This is a genomic window from Algicella marina (assembly GCF_009931615.1).
In the GTDB taxonomy this organism is placed as follows: domain Bacteria; phylum Pseudomonadota; class Alphaproteobacteria; order Rhodobacterales; family Rhodobacteraceae; genus Algicella; species Algicella marina.
On the sequence record NZ_CP046620.1, the window covers coordinates 3,303,278 to 3,322,888 of the forward strand.

At 59.1% G+C, this 19,611-nt stretch carries 10 protein-coding genes and 1 tRNA gene; 8 read left to right on the forward strand and 3 right to left on the reverse strand.

Translation table 11 applies throughout. From position 1 onward, the window contains the following. Positions 1 to 348: 348 nt before the first annotated feature. Positions 349 to 2,223 (reverse strand): polysaccharide biosynthesis protein, encoded by a 1,875-nt coding sequence (locus GO499_RS16250; protein ID WP_161863162.1) that lies wholly within the window; start codon positions 2,221 to 2,223, stop codon positions 349 to 351. 223 nt (positions 2,224 to 2,446) lie between these two features. Between GO499_RS16250 and GO499_RS16255 the strand changes: the two genes are divergently transcribed. The 5 genes from GO499_RS16255 to GO499_RS16275 all read left to right on the forward strand — a co-directional run bounded on the left by GO499_RS16255 (position 2,447) and on the right by GO499_RS16275 (position 12,641). Beyond that, positions 2,447 to 4,153: a bifunctional sulfate adenylyltransferase/adenylylsulfate kinase gene (locus tag GO499_RS16255; protein ID WP_161863163.1), complete on the forward strand. Its 1,707-nt coding sequence runs from the start codon at positions 2,447 to 2,449 to the stop codon at positions 4,151 to 4,153. Between the two features lie 152 nt (positions 4,154 to 4,305). Next, positions 4,306 to 6,204 carry an autotransporter assembly complex protein TamA gene (locus GO499_RS16260; RefSeq protein ID WP_161863164.1) on the forward strand — a complete coding sequence of 633 codons (1,899 nt, stop codon included), beginning with the start codon at positions 4,306 to 4,308 and terminating at the stop codon, positions 6,202 to 6,204. Beyond that, positions 6,204 to 10,826 (forward strand): translocation/assembly module TamB domain-containing protein, encoded by a 4,623-nt coding sequence (locus GO499_RS16265; RefSeq protein WP_161863165.1) that lies wholly within the window; start codon positions 6,204 to 6,206, stop codon positions 10,824 to 10,826. The genes GO499_RS16260 and GO499_RS16265 overlap by 1 nt, the downstream gene beginning before the upstream one ends. 58 nt (positions 10,827 to 10,884) lie before the next feature. Then, positions 10,885 to 11,841: a YihY/virulence factor BrkB family protein gene (locus GO499_RS16270; RefSeq protein WP_161863166.1), complete on the forward strand. Its 957-nt coding sequence runs from the start codon at positions 10,885 to 10,887 to the stop codon at positions 11,839 to 11,841. A 92-nt stretch (positions 11,842 to 11,933) separates the two neighbouring features. Then, positions 11,934 to 12,641 carry a Crp/Fnr family transcriptional regulator gene (locus GO499_RS16275; RefSeq protein WP_161863167.1) on the forward strand — a complete coding sequence of 236 codons (708 nt, stop codon included), beginning with the start codon at positions 11,934 to 11,936 and terminating at the stop codon, positions 12,639 to 12,641. Positions 12,642 to 12,644: 3 nt separating this feature from the next. Here GO499_RS16275 and GO499_RS16280 read toward each other — a convergent pair whose 3' ends face one another. Together GO499_RS16280 and GO499_RS16285 are read right to left on the reverse strand one after the other, a co-directional pair. Next, positions 12,645 to 13,445 (reverse strand): metallophosphoesterase, encoded by an 801-nt coding sequence (locus GO499_RS16280; protein ID WP_161863168.1) that lies wholly within the window; start codon positions 13,443 to 13,445, stop codon positions 12,645 to 12,647. After that, entirely contained in the window at positions 13,417 to 14,919 is a 1,503-nt protein-coding gene (locus GO499_RS16285; RefSeq protein ID WP_161863169.1) for a CpsD/CapB family tyrosine-protein kinase, read from the reverse strand. Before GO499_RS16285 ends, GO499_RS16280 begins: the two co-directional genes overlap by 29 nt. A gap of 251 nt (positions 14,920 to 15,170) precedes the next feature. On the opposite strand from GO499_RS16285, the gene GO499_RS16290 reads away from it, so the two are divergent. From GO499_RS16290 to GO499_RS16300, 3 genes are all read left to right on the forward strand, one after another. Further along, positions 15,171 to 15,247, forward strand: a tRNA-Arg gene (locus GO499_RS16290). Between the two features lie 57 nt (positions 15,248 to 15,304). Beyond that, positions 15,305 to 16,183 carry a tetratricopeptide repeat protein gene (locus tag GO499_RS16295; RefSeq protein ID WP_161863170.1) on the forward strand — a complete coding sequence of 293 codons (879 nt, stop codon included), beginning with the start codon at positions 15,305 to 15,307 and terminating at the stop codon, positions 16,181 to 16,183. Between the two features lie 214 nt (positions 16,184 to 16,397). Further along, a complete protein-coding gene (locus GO499_RS16300) occupies positions 16,398 to 19,595 on the forward strand; it encodes a glycosyltransferase (protein ID WP_161863171.1) in 3,198 nt (1,065 codons plus the stop codon). Positions 19,596 to 19,611 lie beyond the last annotated feature (16 nt).

Sequence of the window (19,611 nt, forward strand, 5' to 3'; positions counted from 1 at the left end):
TGAAACGTGCGGCCCGTTCGGTTTTGCACCCGCATTTCCTCACTGCGACCAAGTTTTGCGAGATCCCGGAACGCATTGGCGCGGGTGGACAGACACCGGACTGCCACCCTGCTAGGTTCACGCGATTTGCGACAGCTCGCCGAAACCTGACAAGTCTCGCTTCCGATTCCAGCTATTCGTATGTCGGGTTTAGGGCCCGCTCCGCAGATTTTGCCGGCATTCAGTCAACAGAATTTGCGCCAATCTTCGCAGGTACGAGCGAGAGGGTAACGTCGTCGTCTGTGCATCCGCGCAGGGCGGTGTATCTGCACTCATGGCAGACGAGCGCACCTATTGTTTTTTGATCGATCAGGAAGACAGACGTTCTGCCGGGTTGCTTGGCTTGTAGCCGTCCAGCCGTCGCTCCAGCGTGCTGCGCAGGGATGGAATGTCGCCGGAGGTAACTGCGCCTTCTATCTCATGCAGGCTCGACGCGGTTTCCGTCTGTGACAGGTGGCCTTCCGCCGCCCGCAGGATCTTCGGATGCGGCGTGGCGATGGTGCTGTCGTCGATCAGAAGTTCCTCATAGAGCTTCTCGCCCGGTCGCAGGCCGGTAACCTCTATGGCGATGTCGCCATCGGGATTGCCGTCGTCCCGGACGCTGAGGCCGGAGAGTTCGATCAGGCTGCGGGCCAGATCGCGGATCTTCACCGGCTTGCCCATGTCAAGAACGAACACTTCACCTCCCTCGGCGAAGCTGCCGGCCAGCAGAACCAGTTGTGCGGCCTCCGGTATTGTCATGAAGTAGCGGGTGACGTCGGGGTGTGTCAGGGTGACGGGCCCGCCCGCCTGAATCTGTTTGCGGAACAACGGAATGACCGAGCCGGAGGAGCCGAGGACATTGCCGAACCGCACCATGGTAAAAATCGTCCCGCGGGAGCGTGTCTGGCGATCCTGGATCACCAATTCCGCCATGCGTTTCGTTGCGCCCATGATGTTGGTGGGCCGTACGGCCTTGTCGGTGGAGACAAGGATGAATCGCTGCACGCCAGCGGCCTCGGCCGCATCCGCTAGGGTGCGCGTGCCGAGGATGTTGTTGCGTGCGCCTTCGACGGCGTTGTCTTCCACCAACGGCACATGCTTGTAGGCAGCGGCATGCAGGACGATTTCGACGTCATACATCTGAAGGGTGCGAGAGACCCGCGCTGAATCGCAAACGGAGCCGAGGACAGCGACGATCTGCACGGTTGCGGGTGCAATCGCGCGCAATTCCATGTCGATTTGGTAAAGCGCATACTCACTCTGTTCATAGAGAACGATCCGCGCGGGCGACGTCTCCAGTATCTGGCGACAAAGCTCCGACCCGATGGAGCCCCCGGCTCCGGAAATCAGAATGGTCCTGCCGGTGTAGGCAGATGAAATCTCTGCGCTGGAGAGATCGACCGTGTCCCGACCGAGCAGATCATCAACCGAAACCGGGCGCAACTGGTCGCGCAGGGCGCGGCCGTCGAGCATCGTTTCGAACGACGGCAGCGTCAGAACCTCGACCTTGCTGACCTTCAACCTTTCAAGGATGCGGCGTTGCTTCGCCGGGGCGAGGGACGGCATCGCGAGAATGACCTGAGCAACACCGCGCCGGTCCACCAGGGTCTGCAAATCATCGGGCTGGAAGACGCGCAATCCCGACACCTCCACGCGGCGCAGGGCGGGATTGTCATCGAGAAAGCCGACCGGTTTCACATCCGGCGATCCCTGCAGCGCGGCCATGAGTTGCTGGCCTGTGCTGCCCGCGCCATAGATGAGCACCGCCTTCTTCGGTGTTGTGCGTGATTGAAACCGATCCATCAGATCGAGCAGGAACAGCCGACTGAAGACTGCGTAGAACAAGAAGACGGCGGCCCAGATGCCGGGAATGGAACGGGGTAGTCCGAAACGGTAATCCCAATCCAGTATGGCACAGACGACCGCCATGATGAGGGCGAATTGGCCAAGCCGGAGCAGCGCGCGGCGCTCGAACGTACGCAGGACGATGCGGGGAATGCCCATCCACCAGGAAAACGCCATGCCGATCAGCGGCATGAGGATGAACAGCCCTGTCGCTTCGGGAAAATACTGAACCGGCCACAACTCGCCCAGCCGCAATTGTAGGGCGGTGAACAAGGCAATGCACATGAAGATGCCATCAAGGCTGAGCAATACTGCTGCCTTCTGGCCACGCGTCATCGTATTGTGCAAATTACCCATTAAGCCCCTTCATTTGCTTCGCTTTCATCTACAGATAGAATCAAGCAAAAATACGACCGTTGAGATATTTGACTGCCAGAGTAATAAAATGGCCTGAATTTCCTGATTTTGGCCCAAAATGAGCGAAAATCAGCGCGTTTGCGTAGAGAGTTGCCCTTTGATCCGCAATCCTTTGCTGCTACACGGCAAGCAAATTCCAAAGTCTGAAATCCAGGACAGATTCATGAACAATCAAAACACGATGCCTATTCCCGAACTTTACGTCTCGCAGGAGAGTGCTGCGAAGCTCAAGACGGAAGCGGGCGAAATGCTCTCCTGGGATCTTTCTCCCCGTCAGATCTGCGATCTCGAATTGCTGATGAATGGCGGCTTCGCGCCTCTGAAGGGTTTTCTGACCGAAGAGGATTATGACTCGGTTGTCGAGAACATGCGGACGGCGGATGGCAAGCTCTGGCCGATGCCGATCACTCTGGATGTCAGCGAAGCCTTCGCCGACAAGATCGAACCGGGCACGGACATTGCGCTGCGAGATCAGGAGGGCGTGATTCTGGCGATCCTCTCCGTTTCCGACAAATGGGTGCCGAACAAGGCACGTGAGGCGGAAAAGGTGTTCGGAGCCGATGACCTGGCGCATCCGGCGGTGAATTATCTGCACAACATTGCCGGGCCAGTCTACCTCGGCGGTCCGATCACAGGCATTCAGCAGCCGGTGCACTACGATTACCGTGCCCGGCGTAACACGCCCAATGAGTTGCGGGCCTTCTTCCGCAAGATGGGCTGGCGGCGGATCGTGGCGTTCCAGACACGCAACCCGCTCCACCGCGCCCACCAGGAACTGACGTTCCGGGCAGCGAAGGAAGCGCAAGCCAACTTGCTGATCCATCCCGTTGTCGGCCTTACGAAGCCCGGCGACATCGACCATTTCACGCGAGTGCGCTGCTACGAGGCGGTTCTGGACAAATATCCGTCCGCCACCACATCGCTTTCACTGCTGAACCTGGCCATGCGTATGGCCGGCCCGCGTGAGGCGGTCTGGCACGGGATCATCCGCGCCAACCACGGCTGTACGCACATGATTGTGGGCCGGGATCACGCGGGACCGGGCAAGAATAGCGCGGGTGAGGATTTCTACGGGCCGTATGACGCGCAGGAATTGTTCAAGACTTATCAGGAGGAAATCGGCATCGAGATGGTCGATTTCAAACACATGGTGTGGGTGCAGGAAAAGGCGCAGTACGAGCCCGCGGACGAGGTGCAGGAAGGCATGACCGTTCTGAACATCTCCGGCACCGAACTGCGCCGCCGCCTTGCCGAGGGCCTGGAGATCCCCGAGTGGTTCTCTTTCCCTGAAGTCGTGCAGGAGTTGCGTCGCACGAAACCTGCCAAGGCAAAGCAGGGCTTCACGATCTTCTTCACCGGCTTTTCCGGTTCCGGCAAATCGACGATTGCCAATGCTGTGATGGTCAAACTGATGGAAATGGGCGGCCGCCCGGTGACACTGCTGGATGGTGACGTGGTTCGCAAGAACCTGTCTTCGGAGCTCGGATTCTCGAAAGAGCATCGAGATCTGAACATCAGGCGCATCGGCTACGTGGCATCCGAGATCACGAAAAATGGTGGTATCGCGATCTGTGCGCCCATCGCACCCTACACCGCGACCCGTCGGGCCGTGCGCGAGGATATCGAGCAGTATGGCACGTTTGTCGAAGTCCATGTCGCTACGTCCATCGAGGAATGCGAGCGCCGGGATCGAAAAGGCCTCTACAAGCTGGCGCGCGAGGGCAAGATCAAGGAATTCACCGGTATCTCAGATCCTTACGAAGAACCCACCAAGGCAGAACTGAAACTCGATACCCAGAATGTGGATGTCGACAACTGCGCACAGCAGGTGATCCTGAAACTGGAGAGCCTTGGCCTGATCGCAGGCTGATACATTCGATTTCAGCGGATTATCGCCGAAGCCTGCCCCTACCCGGCAGGCTTCATTTCGTTTGTCGTCGGAAAATACTGTGGTGGAGGGGCTTAAATTCTGCTGGATTGCACTAGAACAATAAGCAGGTTTGTAGGGAGTAAGTGCCTAAAGTGCCGTATCAGAAACTGATTGCCGTCGGTGCCATAGCCTTATGTATTTCGGCACCGGCCAGCGCGTTCGAGCTTTTCGGCTTTCGGATTTTTGAAGGTGATGCGGAAAACGACGATCGTGTCGAAATCCTGAATCCTCTTTCCTATACGGCGGAACCGGACATCCGGACATCCGACAAGGGATTGCGAAACAATTTGCTTTCCTCCTCCGATGTCTATCAACGACGGGATATGCCGGCCTCCGGCTCCGCCGGGTTAATCGTGACGGCCAAAGCAGACTATCGGCGGCTGTTGGCGACATTGTACACGGAGGGCTTTTACTCCGGCGCAATCAACATTCGGATCAATGGACAGGAGGCCGGGAACCTTTCCAATACGACACAGTTGGCCGAGCCTGTTCAGGTGACGATTTCCGTCGATCCCGGGCCGGAGTACCGCTTTGGTGAAACGCGGTTTGAGAACCGGCCTCCGAAATTCAGCCTCGGTGAAAACGCGCCACTGGATGCGGTTCGTCGGGATTTCATTGCCGGGGAAACAGCGCGGGCGGATGTGATTGACGAAGTCGGCAACGAAGCTGTCGATGCCTGGCGGCGGGCGGGGTTTCCGCTGGCCAAGGTTTCTGATCGATCCGTCATCGCCGACCACCCCGGGCGGCGTGTGGATGCCACCATCACACTTGATCCGGGCAGACAGGCTGCCTTCACGCAGCTGGGTGTGCGCGGGACGGAACAGGTAAGTCCGCGCTTCGTCCGCTATATGGCAGGCATTGAGCGGGGTGATCCCTTCACACCGGAAGCCATCAAGAAGGCTCGGGACAGGTTGACCCGGCTGGGCATCTTCAATTCCGTGCGTATCGCCGAGGGTGAAGTGATCCGTGACAACGGTCTGTTGCCGGTGGTCGCGGAACTGCGCGACCGAAAGCCGCGACGCATCGGTGTCGGCGCAACCCTCTCGACGCTTGACGGTCTTGGGTTGGAGGCATTCTGGCTGCATCGCAATGTGCTGGGCCGCGCGGAGCGGTTGCGGTTCGACGCCGCTGTCGGTGGTATTGGCAATGTTACGGAGCCGGAAGACTACGACTACCTCGCCAGTGTGAGCTATCGAATTCCCGGCGTCTTCAACCCCGATACCGATCTCGAACTCGGGGGGTCTGTGGAACAGAACGTATACGATCTGTACCGTGAGCGCTCGGTGTCAATCTACGGCGGATTTCGCCGTATCTTTACCGATCGGCTGGATGGCAGCCTGTTTTTTGAAACGTCGTATTCCCGCGTTGAAGATGATACCGGAACCCGCGAATTCCTGACGCTTTCCGCACCGGCCGAACTGACTTTCGACAAGCGCGATGATCCGAGCGACGCGACACGGGGCTACTATCTTTCCGGCAGCCTTACGCCCTTCTACGAAGTCGAATACGACTCTGCCGCCGTGCAGGGTACACTGGACGCGCGCGGCTACATTTCCTTCGGGGCAGAACGGGGAACCGTACTTGCCGGGCGGATCGGGCTGGGTACCGTGCTCGGCGGGGAATTGCGGGATCTGCCGCCTGACATGCTGTTCTTTGCCGGTGGAGGTGGGTCGGTTCGCGGCTACACCTACAAGTCCATCGGCACGGAAGTTGACGGCGACACTCTCGGCGGGCGTTCGCTTCTCGATTTTTCGGCAGAGATCCGGCAGAAGATAACGACCAACATCGGCGTTGTAGGGTTCCTTGATGGTGGTTACGTCACCGACGATACGCTGCCGTTTTCTGGTGTCGATCCGTTGCTCGGCGCTGGCCTCGGATTGCGGTACCGCACCGGGCTGGGGCCGCTGAGGCTGGATGTTGGCACACCGCTGAATGGCCGTTCAGGTGACCCGACTGTCGCGTTTTACATCGGTCTCGGACAGGCGTTCTGATGCGGTTCATTCCACTCCTTGCACTGATCGTTCCCCTTGCCCTGCCGGTTCAGGCCCAGGATGAGGTGGAGGCCGGTGACGATGACAACGGTTTCATCATCAACTTGTTGGAAGACCAGTTATCGACGGAAACGCGGACCATCAGGTTATCAGGCGTCTCCGGTGTGCTTTCGAGCTCCGCCAGCGTCAAGAGGATCACGATCTCAGACCCTGAAGGTATCTGGCTACAGATCGATGATGCGGTCATCGACTGGAATCGCTCTGCCCTGTTACGGGGACGGGTCGAGGTGGAGGAATTGTCGGCGGAACGTATTGCGATTCCGCGCAAACCGATCCCCGATCCGAACGCCCTGCCCCAGGCAGAAGCGGAGCCGTTCAGCGTGCCGGACCTGCCCGTCTCGATCGAACTCGGTGGCCTGAAGATCGACCAACTGGTTTTTGGCGAGGCGTTGTTCGGACTTGCCGCAGAGATGGAGGTCGAGGGGGCGCTGTCAATAATCGACGGCGAGTTCGAGACCACATTGGCGATGCAACGCCTTGACGGTCCCGGCGGTGAATTCGATCTTGCGGCCAGTTTCAGCAGTGCGAGCGAAGAGCTGAATGTCGATCTGAAATTCGCAGAACCTCCAGAAGGTATCCTTGCCAGTGCTCTGAACCTTCCGGAGCGGCCGGCTGTCAATCTTGAGGTTCAGGGCAGCGGGCCTCTATCCGATATCGAAATCGTGCTTGCGCTGGAAGTTGATGAGTCGCCATTGGCGCAGGGCAACCTGCATCTTTTCCAAAACGAGGGATTGCAGGCTTTCGAAGCGGACCTGACGGGACAGTTGCAGAATATCGTGCCGGCGGAATACGCGCCGTTCTTCGCGGGAGATGCCAGTGTCGCGGCAGCGGGAACAGCGCGGGCGGATGGCGGTTTCGCGGTCAGTCAATTCAGCGTTGTCACCGGCGGGCTTAATCTCAACGGCAGCGCGGTTACGGAAGCAAGCGGCTTTCTAGCCTCTGCACAGCTCAACGGCACCGTCGGCTCGCCCAACGGTGACGCGCTCACATTGCCATTCGGTGGCGGCGACACGACGGTTCAGGGCGGTACGCTGACCTTTTCATTCGGACAGGGCAGCGGTGATGAATGGGGCGGCGAGTTCGAACTTCATGATCTGGTCAGTGGCGATGTGCGTGCGGCTGACGTTCGGCTGGCAATCGACGGCGAGGCGCAGAACCTGCAGGAGCCGGCAGCGCGGGCGCTTTCCGGCGACGTGACGGCGGCGATCAGCGGAATCACCTCGCCCAGGGCCGAAATTGCCGAGGCACTGGGAGAGCGGATCGACGCATCTGCCGCCTTTGCATGGCAGGCGAATGCGCCGGTAACCCTGGAGAATCTTGTGATCGCGGGTTCTGGCGTGTCGCTGAACGCTGCGGGCGAGTTTGCAGACCTGATGTTCGATGGCAAGGTCGAGGCACGGGTGACCGACCTGGCACCATTCGCCAATCTTGCCGGGCGCAACCTTGGCGGCTCTGTCTCGTTCTCTTCCGAGGGCAGTGTCTCGCCGGTGTCAGGAGCCTTTGACCTGGAATTGCAGGGCCAGACCGATGGGCTGATGATCGGGGAGCCACAGGCGGATGTGCTGCTGTCGGGTCTCACCAGCCTTTCAGGTCAGATCGCGCGAAACGAAAACGGGATCAGCGCAGATAGCTTTTCGATCAGCAATGATCAGATCCAGCTGACGGCGCAGGGGCGATATGCCAGCACCGATACGGATTTTGCACTCACCGCTGCTTTGGCGGACATCGGGCTGCTGACGCCAAACGGGTCCGGTGAGGTAAGCGTGATCGCCCAGGCCATTGGCCCGGCGGACCGGATCAACCTTCAGGCAGAGTTGACGATGCCATCCGGACGGATGGTGGAGCGGTCTGTCGAAGGGCTGAAAGTGGGGTTTTTTGGCGAAATCGAGAATGGTGGCCAGATCATCGACGGATCGCTGCGCGGAGAGGGGATGATCGGCGACGCCGCATTGAATCTGCGCGGTATGCTGGCTGTGGATGACCGGCTGCGGGCATTCAAGGACTTCGCCCTGTCGCTCGGCGAGACGGAGGTTTCCGGCACGGTCGGACAGGGCGCTGACGGCAAGTTCGCGGGATCGGCAAGGGTGATCTCGCCCGATCTGTCGGTACCTGCGGCGCTGGCGCTTATGGAAGTAGAGGGCAGTGCCGATCTGAGGACCGTTATTTCCCGTTCCGGTGGCGGCCAGAGGCTGGAAGTTGCCGGTTACGTCAATGATCTGGCGGTAGGCGGGCAGCAGATAAGGGCGCTCGACCTCAATGTTGATGTTCTCGATATATTCGGCGTGCCTCTGGCTGCCGGCACGGCGCGCGCGTCCGGTGCGGTGCTGGGCGGGCAGGAAATCGAGGATCTTTCGCTGAGCGCTGAGCGTTCCGGGCAGGCTATGGACCTGAAGGCATCCGGCCGACTCGTGCGCGGGACCGAATTCGTGCTGGCCGGCGGGCTTTCCAATCTGGATCCCGGCTATCGGCTCGATCTGTCCGACCTTGTTTTGCGCGATGGTGAGCATGAGGCCGTTTTGCAGGAGCCGGCGACGCTTTCCGTGGTCGGCACTTCCATCGACTTCACGCCTCTGGAACTTTCGGTCGATGAGGGAAGCTTGCGGGCAGCGGGTTCGCTGGACGAGCAGTGGGACATCTCCGTCGATATCGCCAATCTGCCCCTTTCCGTCGCCGACCTCGTGGTGCCCGATCTGGCAGTTCGCGGGCAGGTGACCGGCCGTGCCGAGATCGGTGGGCCGAAGGCAAATCCGGACATCGATTTCCAACTTGATGCGACCGGCCTGACGGCGGCACCGATCACGCAGCAGGGTCTGCCGGAACTGAACGTATCCGCGCAGGGGCGCACGGATGCCAAGCGCCTGCAGGTAGATGCATCCCTGCAGGCAGGCTCCGTTCTGGATGCCAGAATTGCTGGGGCGGTGCCACTGGCAAACGAAGCTGGCAGTTTCGATCTCCAAGGCCGGATCGAGCGTCTGGATCTGGCGATAATCAATGCGTTCGCTGGTGATCGCGGCATCACGGGACAGGCCAACGGTGAGTTCACGGTCGCGGGCACACTGGAGAGCCCGACGGCTGGGTTTTCAATTGCCGGCACGGGCATCTCAGCCGATGCCATGCGGCAGAACGGCGTCAGGCCGGTGGCGATCCGGGCCGAGGGTGACTTCGCGGACGAAGTTCTGACGGTGCGCACGGCGGAACTGACGGGTGGCAACGGCTTGCAGTTCAACGCCAGCGGTACGGTGCCCATTACCCGCCAAACCGTGGATATATCCTTCCGGGGCAACTTACCGCTTTCTCTTGCCAACGTCGCACTGGCAGAGCAGGCAACCCAGATCAGCGGCACCCTGACAACGAATGGCAACGTGCGCGGCCCATGGTCCAGCCCCGCCTTCTCCGGCTCCGCCACTGTCAATGGCGGCACGATCGTCGATCCGTTGCGCAACCTGAGGCTCAACAACCTTGCACTGAACGCGGATTACTCCGGAACCGGCCTGAACATCCGCAACATTTCTGGCCAGTTCGAACAAGGCGGCAGCCTGCAGGCGCAGGGCCGTCTGGGCTTCGGGCGTGGCCTTCCGGCAGATTTGGCAATGAGGATAGACAATGCCCGCTACTCTGACGGTGAACTCGTGCAGACGACCGTTTCGGCCAATCTGGAAATAAATGGGCCCCTGCTCGGAGACGGGCGGCTTTCCGGCCAGGTCGACATTGGCAAGACAGAGATTACGGTGCCCAGCAGCTTTGGTATCCGAGAGGGCGTCCTGCTCGACGTTCAACATCTTAGCCTGCCGCGCGATGCGGCGATGACGTTGCAACGTGCGGGCCTGCCAGAGAGGGAAGAGCCATCTCCTGCCGGCAGCGGCAGTAACCTGCGGCTGGACATCACCATCTCCGCCCAGAACCAGATTTTTGTACGGGGGCGGGGGCTGGACACGGAACTTGGCGGCACCGTCGTGGTGCGCGGTCCAATATCGAACGTGCGGCCCATTGGCCAATTCGACCTGATCCGAGGGCGGATCAGCATCCTCGGTCAGCGAATCGATTTCGATGAAGGTTCCGTCAACCTCTCCGGCGACTTCGATCCGCGTATTCGTCTGGTGGCAACGACGATCGCCACCGATACGACCGTCAACCTGATTGTGGAGGGGCGAGTTTCAGACCCGGAAATCACGCTCACCTCCAGCCCGGAACTGCCTCAGGACGAAGTGCTGGCATTGCTGATCTTTCAGCGGAACCTGAGTGAACTCACACCGTTCCAGGTGGCCCAGCTTGCTACCGCAGCGGCCTCTCTGGCCGGCGGCGGCGGTGGTGGTCTGCTGGACAATCTGCGCAGTTCCACCGGCCTTTCCAACCTCGACATCGTGACAGGTGATGACGGAGAAGTGGGTGTGCGTGCTGGCGCATACCTGCGCGACAACGTGTATCTGGACGTGGAGGCGGAGGACGATGGCGACGCCAGGGCAACAATCAATATCGACATCACCGACAGCCTGCGTGGGCGAGCCACCTTCGGTAACGACGGTGACAGCAGCATCGGCATCTTCTACGAAAAGGATTATTGATCCGTGAGATGGCTTCAGTGCATCGGTTGCGGGTAGAGCAGTGACGCACGCGAGTTAAATGCCTTTCAATTCCAAGGTTACAATCAATCACCTTGTCCTTCAGCGGGACAAATTCGCCTTTCGGGACTGGCTCTCGATCATGATGCGTGTCGGCAATGGCATCGGCGAGAAAAATCTTTCCATGATGGCGGCAGGCATCGCGTTCTTTGCGATGCTGGCGCTGTTTCCCGGGCTGACGGCAACCATCTCCGTCTATGGTTACTTTGCCGATCCCGTGGTGGTGCAGGACAACATCTCGCTGCTGCGGCCGGTCCTTCCCGAGGAGGTCTATGCGCTGGTCGATCAGCGAGTCACCGCGCTCGTCACTTCAGAACGGACGACATTGGGTCTTGCATCGCTTGTCAGTTCGCTGCTGGCGACGTGGAGCGCACGGGCCGGCGTTACGGCGATGATCTCGGGCCTCAATGTCATCTGCCGGGAAGAAAACACCCGGAACTTCATCTGGAACATGGTCGTCGCCTACGGTCTGACACTGTTGATGCTTGTGGTGGTTCTGATGACACTGGCGACCGTGGTTGTCGTGCCCACAATCATGGCACTGGTGCCCCATGGAGACGACAGTAAACTGCTGATCGACGTGATACGCTGGCTGGTGGCGCTGATGTCCGTCACCATCGGGATCGGGGCGCTCTATCATTTCGGGCCCAGCCGCAGATCGCGTCGATTGCCCTGGTTGACCATTGGTTCAGTTTTCGCCGTGCTCATGTGGATCGTGGTCTCGACACTCTTTTCCATCTACCTGCGGAATTTCGGCAACTACAACGAGGTTTATGGCTCCCTCGGTGCGGTTGTCGCGCTGCTGATGTGGTTCTACCTTTCGGCTTTCGTGGTGCTGCTCGGCGCCGAACTCAATGCGGAGATCGAAGATCACGCCATCGACGTGATACGGGAGCGCTATCCGCATCTGCTGGCGCGCAACGATCCCATCATGCGAGAGATCATGGGAGACTTGTGATTTTAGTGTCCATGCGGTTACTTTCGCGGTCGGGCTGGAGCCTCCGCGCCCGCGCTTCTGGACAATCTCAGGCAAAATCGTAGAATTCGAACATGGTCAGGTACAACGGCAATCTCGAAGTCCAGTACCCCGAGGATACCCTTCTCGGCCAGTTGGAGCCTGCGACACGGACTGCACTCGAAAAGGTCTGGACAGTGACCCGTTATGGAAGCGGGCAGGTGGTTCTGGACCACGAGGAAGACAGTTTCGATGTGTTGTTTCTCCTGGAAGGGGCCGTCCGGGTTCACAATTTTTCCGCGAAGGGGCGGGAAGTATCGTTTTCGAATATTTCCGAGGGCGACTGTGTCGGCGAATTCGCGGTGATTGACCACGAGCCCAGATCCGCCAGCGTTCTGGCGACAGAGGAAAGTCGTATTGCGCGGGTTTCGGACACGCAGTTCCGCGAAATTCTTGCCACCCACCCAGACATCAGCTTCGCCTTGCTGAAGCGGCTTGTCGGCAAGTTGCGGGAAATGACACGCCGGGTTAGCGAGTTCACTGCCCACAAGGCGGATGATAGAATTCGACTTGAATTGATACGGATGTTCCGGGCGGTGGAATCCCGCGATGGTTCCGCAGAGTTGCGCAAGCCTCCGACACAGGCGGACCTGGCGGCCTTTGTGTTTACGAACCGGGAGGCCGTGGCACGTGAAATCGGACGGATGCGCAAGGCAAAGGTGCTGGAACGACGCGGGCGCGGAATGTTCGTGCCGTCAGTCGATGCGCTGGAAGAGTACCGGGCCGAACGACGTAGCGACTGAACGTCAGGCTCGAACCGAAACGAACTCGATTTTTCCGGGCTGAAGCACGGCAGTGGTCAGGCACCCCGTGTCGCTCGCGCCGGTGTCCACGATGAGATGTCGTGCTGAGAGTGCCGGCCTTCTTCCGGCCAAATGACCCTGAATGACCCATGATCCATCGGGACGGGGCGTCGCACGGCTGCGGTGACCCCATGTAAGTGTATCAGGCGACTGACGATGCAGTGGCACCATCGGGTCCGCCCCGGCGTGAGAAACGAAGATATTGCCGGAGCGGGTGCTCAATTTCAGGTCTCTCAGGAAGGAATGCACCCGCGGCGGAATTGCGTCTGCCAGTTTTTCCGCCAGCCTGTCCAGATCCGCCTTTGTTGCATAGAACGGATGCAGCGGATCAAGCCCATAGCTGCGCAGAGTAGCGCGTCCGCCATGCATCAGCCAGTCGATCGCCCGCGTCGGCTCACGCAAAAACTCCATCATCATGATCTCATGGTTGCCCTTCAGGCACGTTGGTGGTGCATTCCCGGCCGCAAGGTCTGCGAGAAGAGAGAGGACGCCTGCGCTTGCCGGTCCGCGGTCTACGTAATCGCCGACAAGAATGATCCTGCCGCCACTTCGCTCACGAAGTTTCCACACCCTTTCCAGCACGCGCTCCAGCAGGTCGAGACAGCCATGCACATCACCGATGACGTAGAGCGGTTCTTCCGGTGCCAGCGTATCGATCTGGTACGGATCGAAAACCGGAGAACGCTCCCGCACTCCAGTTTCCGGCAAGACGCGGTCAGGCAGGTAGTGAATGGTGCATGTCATTCTGATCTCCATAGCCCAGATACCGCATTGCATGAATGTTCTGCCGGTTGAGGACCATCCCGGACGGATTTGCGCCGGCGATGCGCAGTCCGTGGAGACCCTGCCTGATAGCGGTGAGAGGTGTGGTCTGCCACCGCACGACGTAAAGCAGTCGATCGGCCAGTGAGGCGACTGTCAGGGTTTCGGGGCTGGTCGCAACGGGGGGCGTGTCGATGATGATATGGTCATACTCCGACGCCGCCCAATCCAGAAACTCGGAAAGCCGGTCCGTGTCGAGGACATCGGCCGCATGGGCCGACGCTGCCTCTATGGGCAGAAAATCCAGAGACAGGCCATCCGGTCTGTTTCGCACCTCATGAAAGCTGGCGACGCCTGCCAGAAGGGAAAGTATGCCAACTTCCTGATCGCCGCTGAGACGCTTGGATAGCGTGCGACCTCGGGTATCGGTGTCGATCAAGAGCACTCTTCGTCCCCAGTTGGCAACGGATTGGGCGAAGAGGAGGGCCGTGGTACTGCAACCTTCGCCCGGACGGGTTGCGGTGAAGACGAGAAGCTTTGTCGATTTGCGTGTTCCGCGCGGCAGCACCTTGAAGCGAAGCCTGCGAACCGCATCCGCCAGCCGCGAGGCAGGACTGTACATAAAGGCGTTGATCAGAGATCTGTCCTGTCGGCGCGTTTCAGGCAACTGCCCGAGAACCGGAAGATCGCAATGAGTTTCCAACTCGTAACCCGACAGAATGGCGTGGCCCGTGAAGTGCCGCCGGCCACTCCACAAAAGCGCCGCGACGCCAAAGATCAGGGTGATGACGGACCGGATGGGCGCTGCCTTCTCCGCGAAAGAGAACCTTCGCTCCCGGTGAAGGCTGGAGACGCGGAGCGGCGACAGGGTCAGATCAATGGCCTTTGCCAGCGCGACAAGCCGTCTTTCCAGTGTCGTGTCGATCGCAGGGCCCCTAATGAGGGTTATGGGTGCGGCGACTTCCCTCGGTGTGAACGATCCGGACCTTTGCTGGAGATCAACCTGCTGTTCGCGGATTTCCTGCATCCTGCGGGCCAGAAATTCCAATTGAGTTTGTTGCGCCAGAATGACCAGCACGTCGGCCATTCTGCGGGCGCGATGAGTGGTTTCGGTTGCCGTGCTCCCGGTGAAGCGGAGTTGCAGGCTGTCGGAACTCCGTGTCCGCAACATTTCGACCTTGCCGAGGCGCGGCGCAATTTTGTTGAAGAGCGCGTCCACGTCCGGACCCTCGAGATACGGAAGATCGGTTGGCGACAGAAGATCGCCCAACTGCGGCTGGGGTGTGAGTTCCAGTGTTACGGTGACGCGATGGGCACGCTCCGACAGATACTGGAAAACAAGAACAGAACTCAGAAAGCCAACTGCAGCCCAGGACAGGAAACGCCATTTGTTGACAACCAGGAACAACAGAAACGACGCCCTGCCAGCCAGTTGAAGCTCTCGGTTTTCAGTCACGCCTCGGTTCTCTCTTGTGCACGGGGTGTCGCCGTGAGGACGGAATGGACGTCGGAGAAGCCGATCGGGTGTAATTCCTCCAACTTTCCCAAAATTGGCGTCAGTTTGGTAAAAAAAGAATTAAGTCACGCAAAATGCAGGTGACCTGCCGCCGTTTGCAGCAACCGGAGCGCGTTGCACCGGAGTACAAATCGCTTTGCAGAATATTTTTCTTTCAATGCCTTCCGCGCTTTCGTATCCCGGAGGGCGGAGACCTCGTGGCTCAACTGGATAGAGCAGCCCCCTCCTAAGGGGCAGGTTGCAGGTTCGAATCCTGCCGGGGTCGCCACATGCGAAGCCCGGAGATCCCGGCAGGGCTCTCCGGCCTAGTTGAAAAGAGGCGTCGGTGAGCGAGCGTATTTTCCTGCCAGTCAGACGCGGTGACGATGTTCTGGTTTACGAATATTTCGAAGTGCCGGCGCAAAGACGGTGGCAGTTTCGCGTCGTTCTTGCTGCGGAGTCGGAAGAAGGCGAGCTTGTCCGGACTGGCACCGGCATGATCACCGACGAAGAAATAGATTTATGTAAGGGCCTTGTCGCGCGGATGGACAGTGTTGTCGATGCATTCGAAGCCGTCAGGCTTTCCGACATTTCGACCTACCGCGGCCTGCTGGAAGCCGGGGAGTCCGCTGCCGTCGTCACGAATTCAATGTTGTTTACCAGCACCCTCTACCTCAACCTGATGCGGCAATGTCTTGTCGAGGAAAGTTCAGTCAGCCGATATGAATCCCGGGCGCCGTCGGAGCGTTTCGATATCGGCCTGAGCGCTTCGATCTACGACGGCCTTGTAAAGAGGTATGACCTGAAAAGGGCCGAAGCGATTCTGGATGCGGACCTGCCCCACGCCAAGCCACCGAAGCGTCTTCACCGTGAATGGTCCTATTTCTACAAAACCGCCGCAGAGATCAAACTTCGGCGCGGCAAGAAACAGGCAGGGGTCGGCTTGCTCGAGAAGGCGGTGCTTTGCCAGCCCGACGCTGCCACACATCGTCGCATCGCCAGCCTTCATCTGGATGTCGGTGATCGTCCCGCCGCCATCGCCGCCTTCGAAAGATCCCATGAACTCGAACCTTTACCGGCGAAACCGCGCCTAAGACTGGCCTGGTGTTATTTTCAGGAAGGGGATCGGCAGAAGGCGGCTGATTTCGCGGCAAAATCGCTCGATATGGGAAATGGGCAGGCCGGGAAGTTGCTGGAAAGGCTGAAAGAGGATAACTCAACCTGAAGAGGTCGCAGCCGCCTTAGGCGGTTCCCACAAGGGGGATGATCGCAGCCGCAGAACGCGGTGCGCAGAAAGGGTAGATGTCTTTCTGATTTGTACTGTAATTCACGAGTCGTTCGGTTAAGCACGGCGCGCAAACCGCTGGTCCAAATTTGGCCGGGTTTGAGTGTTCTGCGCAGCGTTGTCTGGACACCTGAGGAAGCTTTGGAAGGTAAGTATGCGGATCTGTTTTGTGGCGCTCGAAATTCTTGGTCCATTCAACGGTGGCGGCATTGCCACGGCGTTGGCCGGGCAGGCAGAGCACCATGCCAAATCTCATGACGTTACCGTTCTCTACGTTCATCCCGGACTGAAGCAAAAGGACGCCGCGCAGTGGGAAACCTTCTACGCTGCCCGGGACATCCGCTTCATCCGCGCGGAGTTCGACACATTTTACCCGCTAGACAGCATTCCCAAACGTTCCTTCGCGGTGAAACAGTACCTAGAGGAGATGGACGAGGCTTTTGACGTCATCTTCTTCCATGACTACCTCGGCCTTGGATACTACACCGCGCTGTCAAGGGCGCTGGGCCTCGGGTTCAAGGAAACGAAGATCGGCTCTGTCATCCACGGACCTTCGGAATGGGCGCGTTCCCTGAACATGGTCACCGACAAGCCGCGCGACCTGCTGCTCTATGAGGTGGAGCGCAAGCAGCTTGAGTATTCCGACTTCGCCGTTGCGCCAAGCCCGCATATCATCGACTGGTGCCGGGAGCAGGGATGGACTCTGCCGGACGATACGCGCGCCGTTTCCAACGTGCTGCCGCATCGACTGGACGTGCATACCGGACTGAAGCAGGGCGATGTTCAGGCGGTGGATGAAGTGTGCTTCTTCGGACGACTTGAGACCCGCAAGGGCATCTTCACTTTTCTTGACGCCATTCGCTACCTGCACAAGAATGATCTGGCGCTACCCAAGAAGATTACCTTTCTCGGCTCCTTCTGTGTGAACGGATTCCGGAATGCCGCCAGCACAGTACTGGAATATGCCGAGAACTGGGACTGCGAGTTTCAATTCCTGAACAATTACAGCCACGAGATGGCGATAAACTATCTGGTCGAGAAAAAGCCGCTGACGATTCTGCCATCGCGCGACGAATCCTTCGGATTGACGGCGTACGAGTGCCTGCATTTTGGCGTGCCCGCGCTGATCGCGGACCGCGGTGCACTGAAAACGCTGGCGGCCGAGCCGGAGCGGCAGGCGATTCTGTTCGAGCCTACGGCCAACACCCTGGCCCGCAAGATCGCTGGTGCGATCGAGGATGGTATGGTGATCGGCGCGGTCGATCCCATTCATCTGGCGGCGGAACAGGATTGGGACAGGCTCCTCGACGATCTGGATACGAAATCGCACAAGCCGGACCCGACGCGGGCGGTTGTATCGCTCGACCCGATCTCCAAACCCAAGCCGCGCAGCAAGACGGCAAAGGATCCACTGGTTTCCGTTATCCTCGTCCATCACAACCGCGTCTCCACATTGCGAGGTGCGCTGGCCAGCCTGATCTCACAGACCTACGAGAACCTCGAGATCATCATTGCCGACGACGGGTCCAGCGTGGCCGAGTTCGCGGCGCTGAACAGGCTGGTGGCTGAAACGGGTGATGATCGCATCCGGGTCTTCCAGCAGGAAAACCGTTATCTCGGTGCGGCCCGCAACTTCGGTGTCAGCCATGCAAGCGGCGAATACTTCCTCTTTATGGACGATGACAACATTGCCATGCCGACGGAAATCGAAACCTTTGTCAGCGTGGCACTGGCGACGGATGCCGACATCCTCAACTCCGTCTCGCAGATGTTTCGCACCAACGCGGGCGTTCGCGAAGCCTTCGATCTGTTCCTACCGGTCGGCCCGTCGCTGGAACTGGCCGTACTAGGCAATACGTTCGGCGATGCCAATGCGTTGGTGAAGCGCGAGGCCTTTGAGGATATTGGCGGATATACGGAACAATACGCCGTCGGCTGCGAAGATTACGAGCTGTTCACACGAGCCTTCCTGTCGGGCAAAAAGATGCAGCTTATCCCGGACTACCTTTTTGAATACCGGTCCGAAGACGACGGGATGATGAAAGAGCTGAACTCCGGCAAATACATCATCAACCAGACCCGCGGCGTAACCGCGCTGTTCGACACCCATCGCGACATCGACCTTGCACAGATGCGCCGGTTGATGCGCGTCGGCTTTTTCTCGGCAGTGTCCGAGGAATACGATTACTGGCGCCGCGAAGGCAGCAAGAAACGCCGTCATCCGCAACTAGAGGAGAAGCTGGCCAGTGCCCGAGGCGGGCCCAACGGCAGCGAGGCCTGCGAAACGGTGGCCCAGCTGATGGCGGCCGAAGGCATGATCAGCCAGGCGGTGGATCTGATCGAACGCAACAGGATTTCGCCGACGGACTCCATGCTCGCCCGACTTCAGCAGTTGCACAATCAGCACAAGAGCCGGGAAGAGAACTCCGGCCAGCAGCGTAACATCATCGTCAACCCCTCATTCGAGTTCTGGACGACAGGCAACCGCTTCGAGGGTATCAGCCCTTATCAGTACACCGCGAACGAATGGCTGATTCCCACGCCGAAGAACCGGCCAGGGCTGATAGTTTCGCAACGCAACGACAATGCGTTGCTGTCGCAAACACACGCCAGAACCGGCACGTACATGCGGCTGCAGCTGAACGAGGCAGACCCGGAGGGTTACCTGTTCCTCTCGCAGCGCAATTTCGAACTCGGCAGCGTTCTGGAGCGTGAAGTCGAGGTGTCCGTGCTGACACGCGCCTCCTATGAGGGTGATCTGATTGTTTTCCTGCGTGTGACCACTGACCCGGAGACGGGTGATTTACAGGACGTGCACCCCACGCAGACGGCCCGTGTATCTACGGACTGGCGGCGAGCGACCTTCTCCTTCAACCTGTCGGAGTTTCAGGTGGATGCAATGAAGACGAACTCTTTCCTGAGCGTTTTCATCGCTGTTCCCACTCATCACGTGCTTTATCTGGACGTCACGGACGTGACGATGGTGCCCAAGGGTAACAATGTCACGATCGCTCCCTACATCCGTTCGACGGAATTGCGCCGGGCGGAGCACCGGTGCTTCACCGTTGGACGCGATGCCCGGATCGAGCCGAAGGATAATCGACAGGCGCTCGTGCATCTGACGCCGGCGCAGGCGGAAAAGATCGCGTGGGATTCGCGCTACTTTGTGGTTTCACCCTGCGTGACGCTGCAGGCAAACGGGCTGGTGTTCGAGAGCAATATCCAATCCGTTAACTTCGATGACGCGGCCGAAGGATCTGCCAGTCTATTGATTACGCTGGATAAACAGCTCGAAGAAGGTGGCGTGTTGATCGACGACATAGTCGCGGTTTCCAACTACCTCGAGGGTTGATCTGTTTCGGAGACCC

Excerpts from the sequence above, each read along its gene's own strand:
- GO499_RS16300 (WP_161863171.1), top strand. The coding sequence starts at position 16,398 with ATGCGGATCTGTTTTGTGGCGCTCGAAATTCTTGGTCCATTCAACGGT.
- GO499_RS16275 (WP_161863167.1), top strand. The coding sequence starts at position 11,934 with ATGGTCAGGTACAACGGCAATCTCGAAGTCCAGTACCCCGAGGATACC.
- GO499_RS16265 (WP_161863165.1), top strand. The coding sequence starts at position 6,204 with ATGCGGTTCATTCCACTCCTTGCACTGATCGTTCCCCTTGCCCTGCCG.
- GO499_RS16280 (WP_161863168.1), bottom strand. The coding sequence starts at position 13,445 with ATGACATGCACCATTCACTACCTGCCTGACCGCGTCTTGCCGGAAACT.
- GO499_RS16255 (WP_161863163.1), top strand. The coding sequence starts at position 2,447 with ATGAACAATCAAAACACGATGCCTATTCCCGAACTTTACGTCTCGCAG.
- GO499_RS16270 (WP_161863166.1), top strand. The coding sequence starts at position 10,885 with ATGCCTTTCAATTCCAAGGTTACAATCAATCACCTTGTCCTTCAGCGG.
- GO499_RS16250 (WP_161863162.1), bottom strand. The coding sequence starts at position 2,223 with ATGGGTAATTTGCACAATACGATGACGCGTGGCCAGAAGGCAGCAGTA.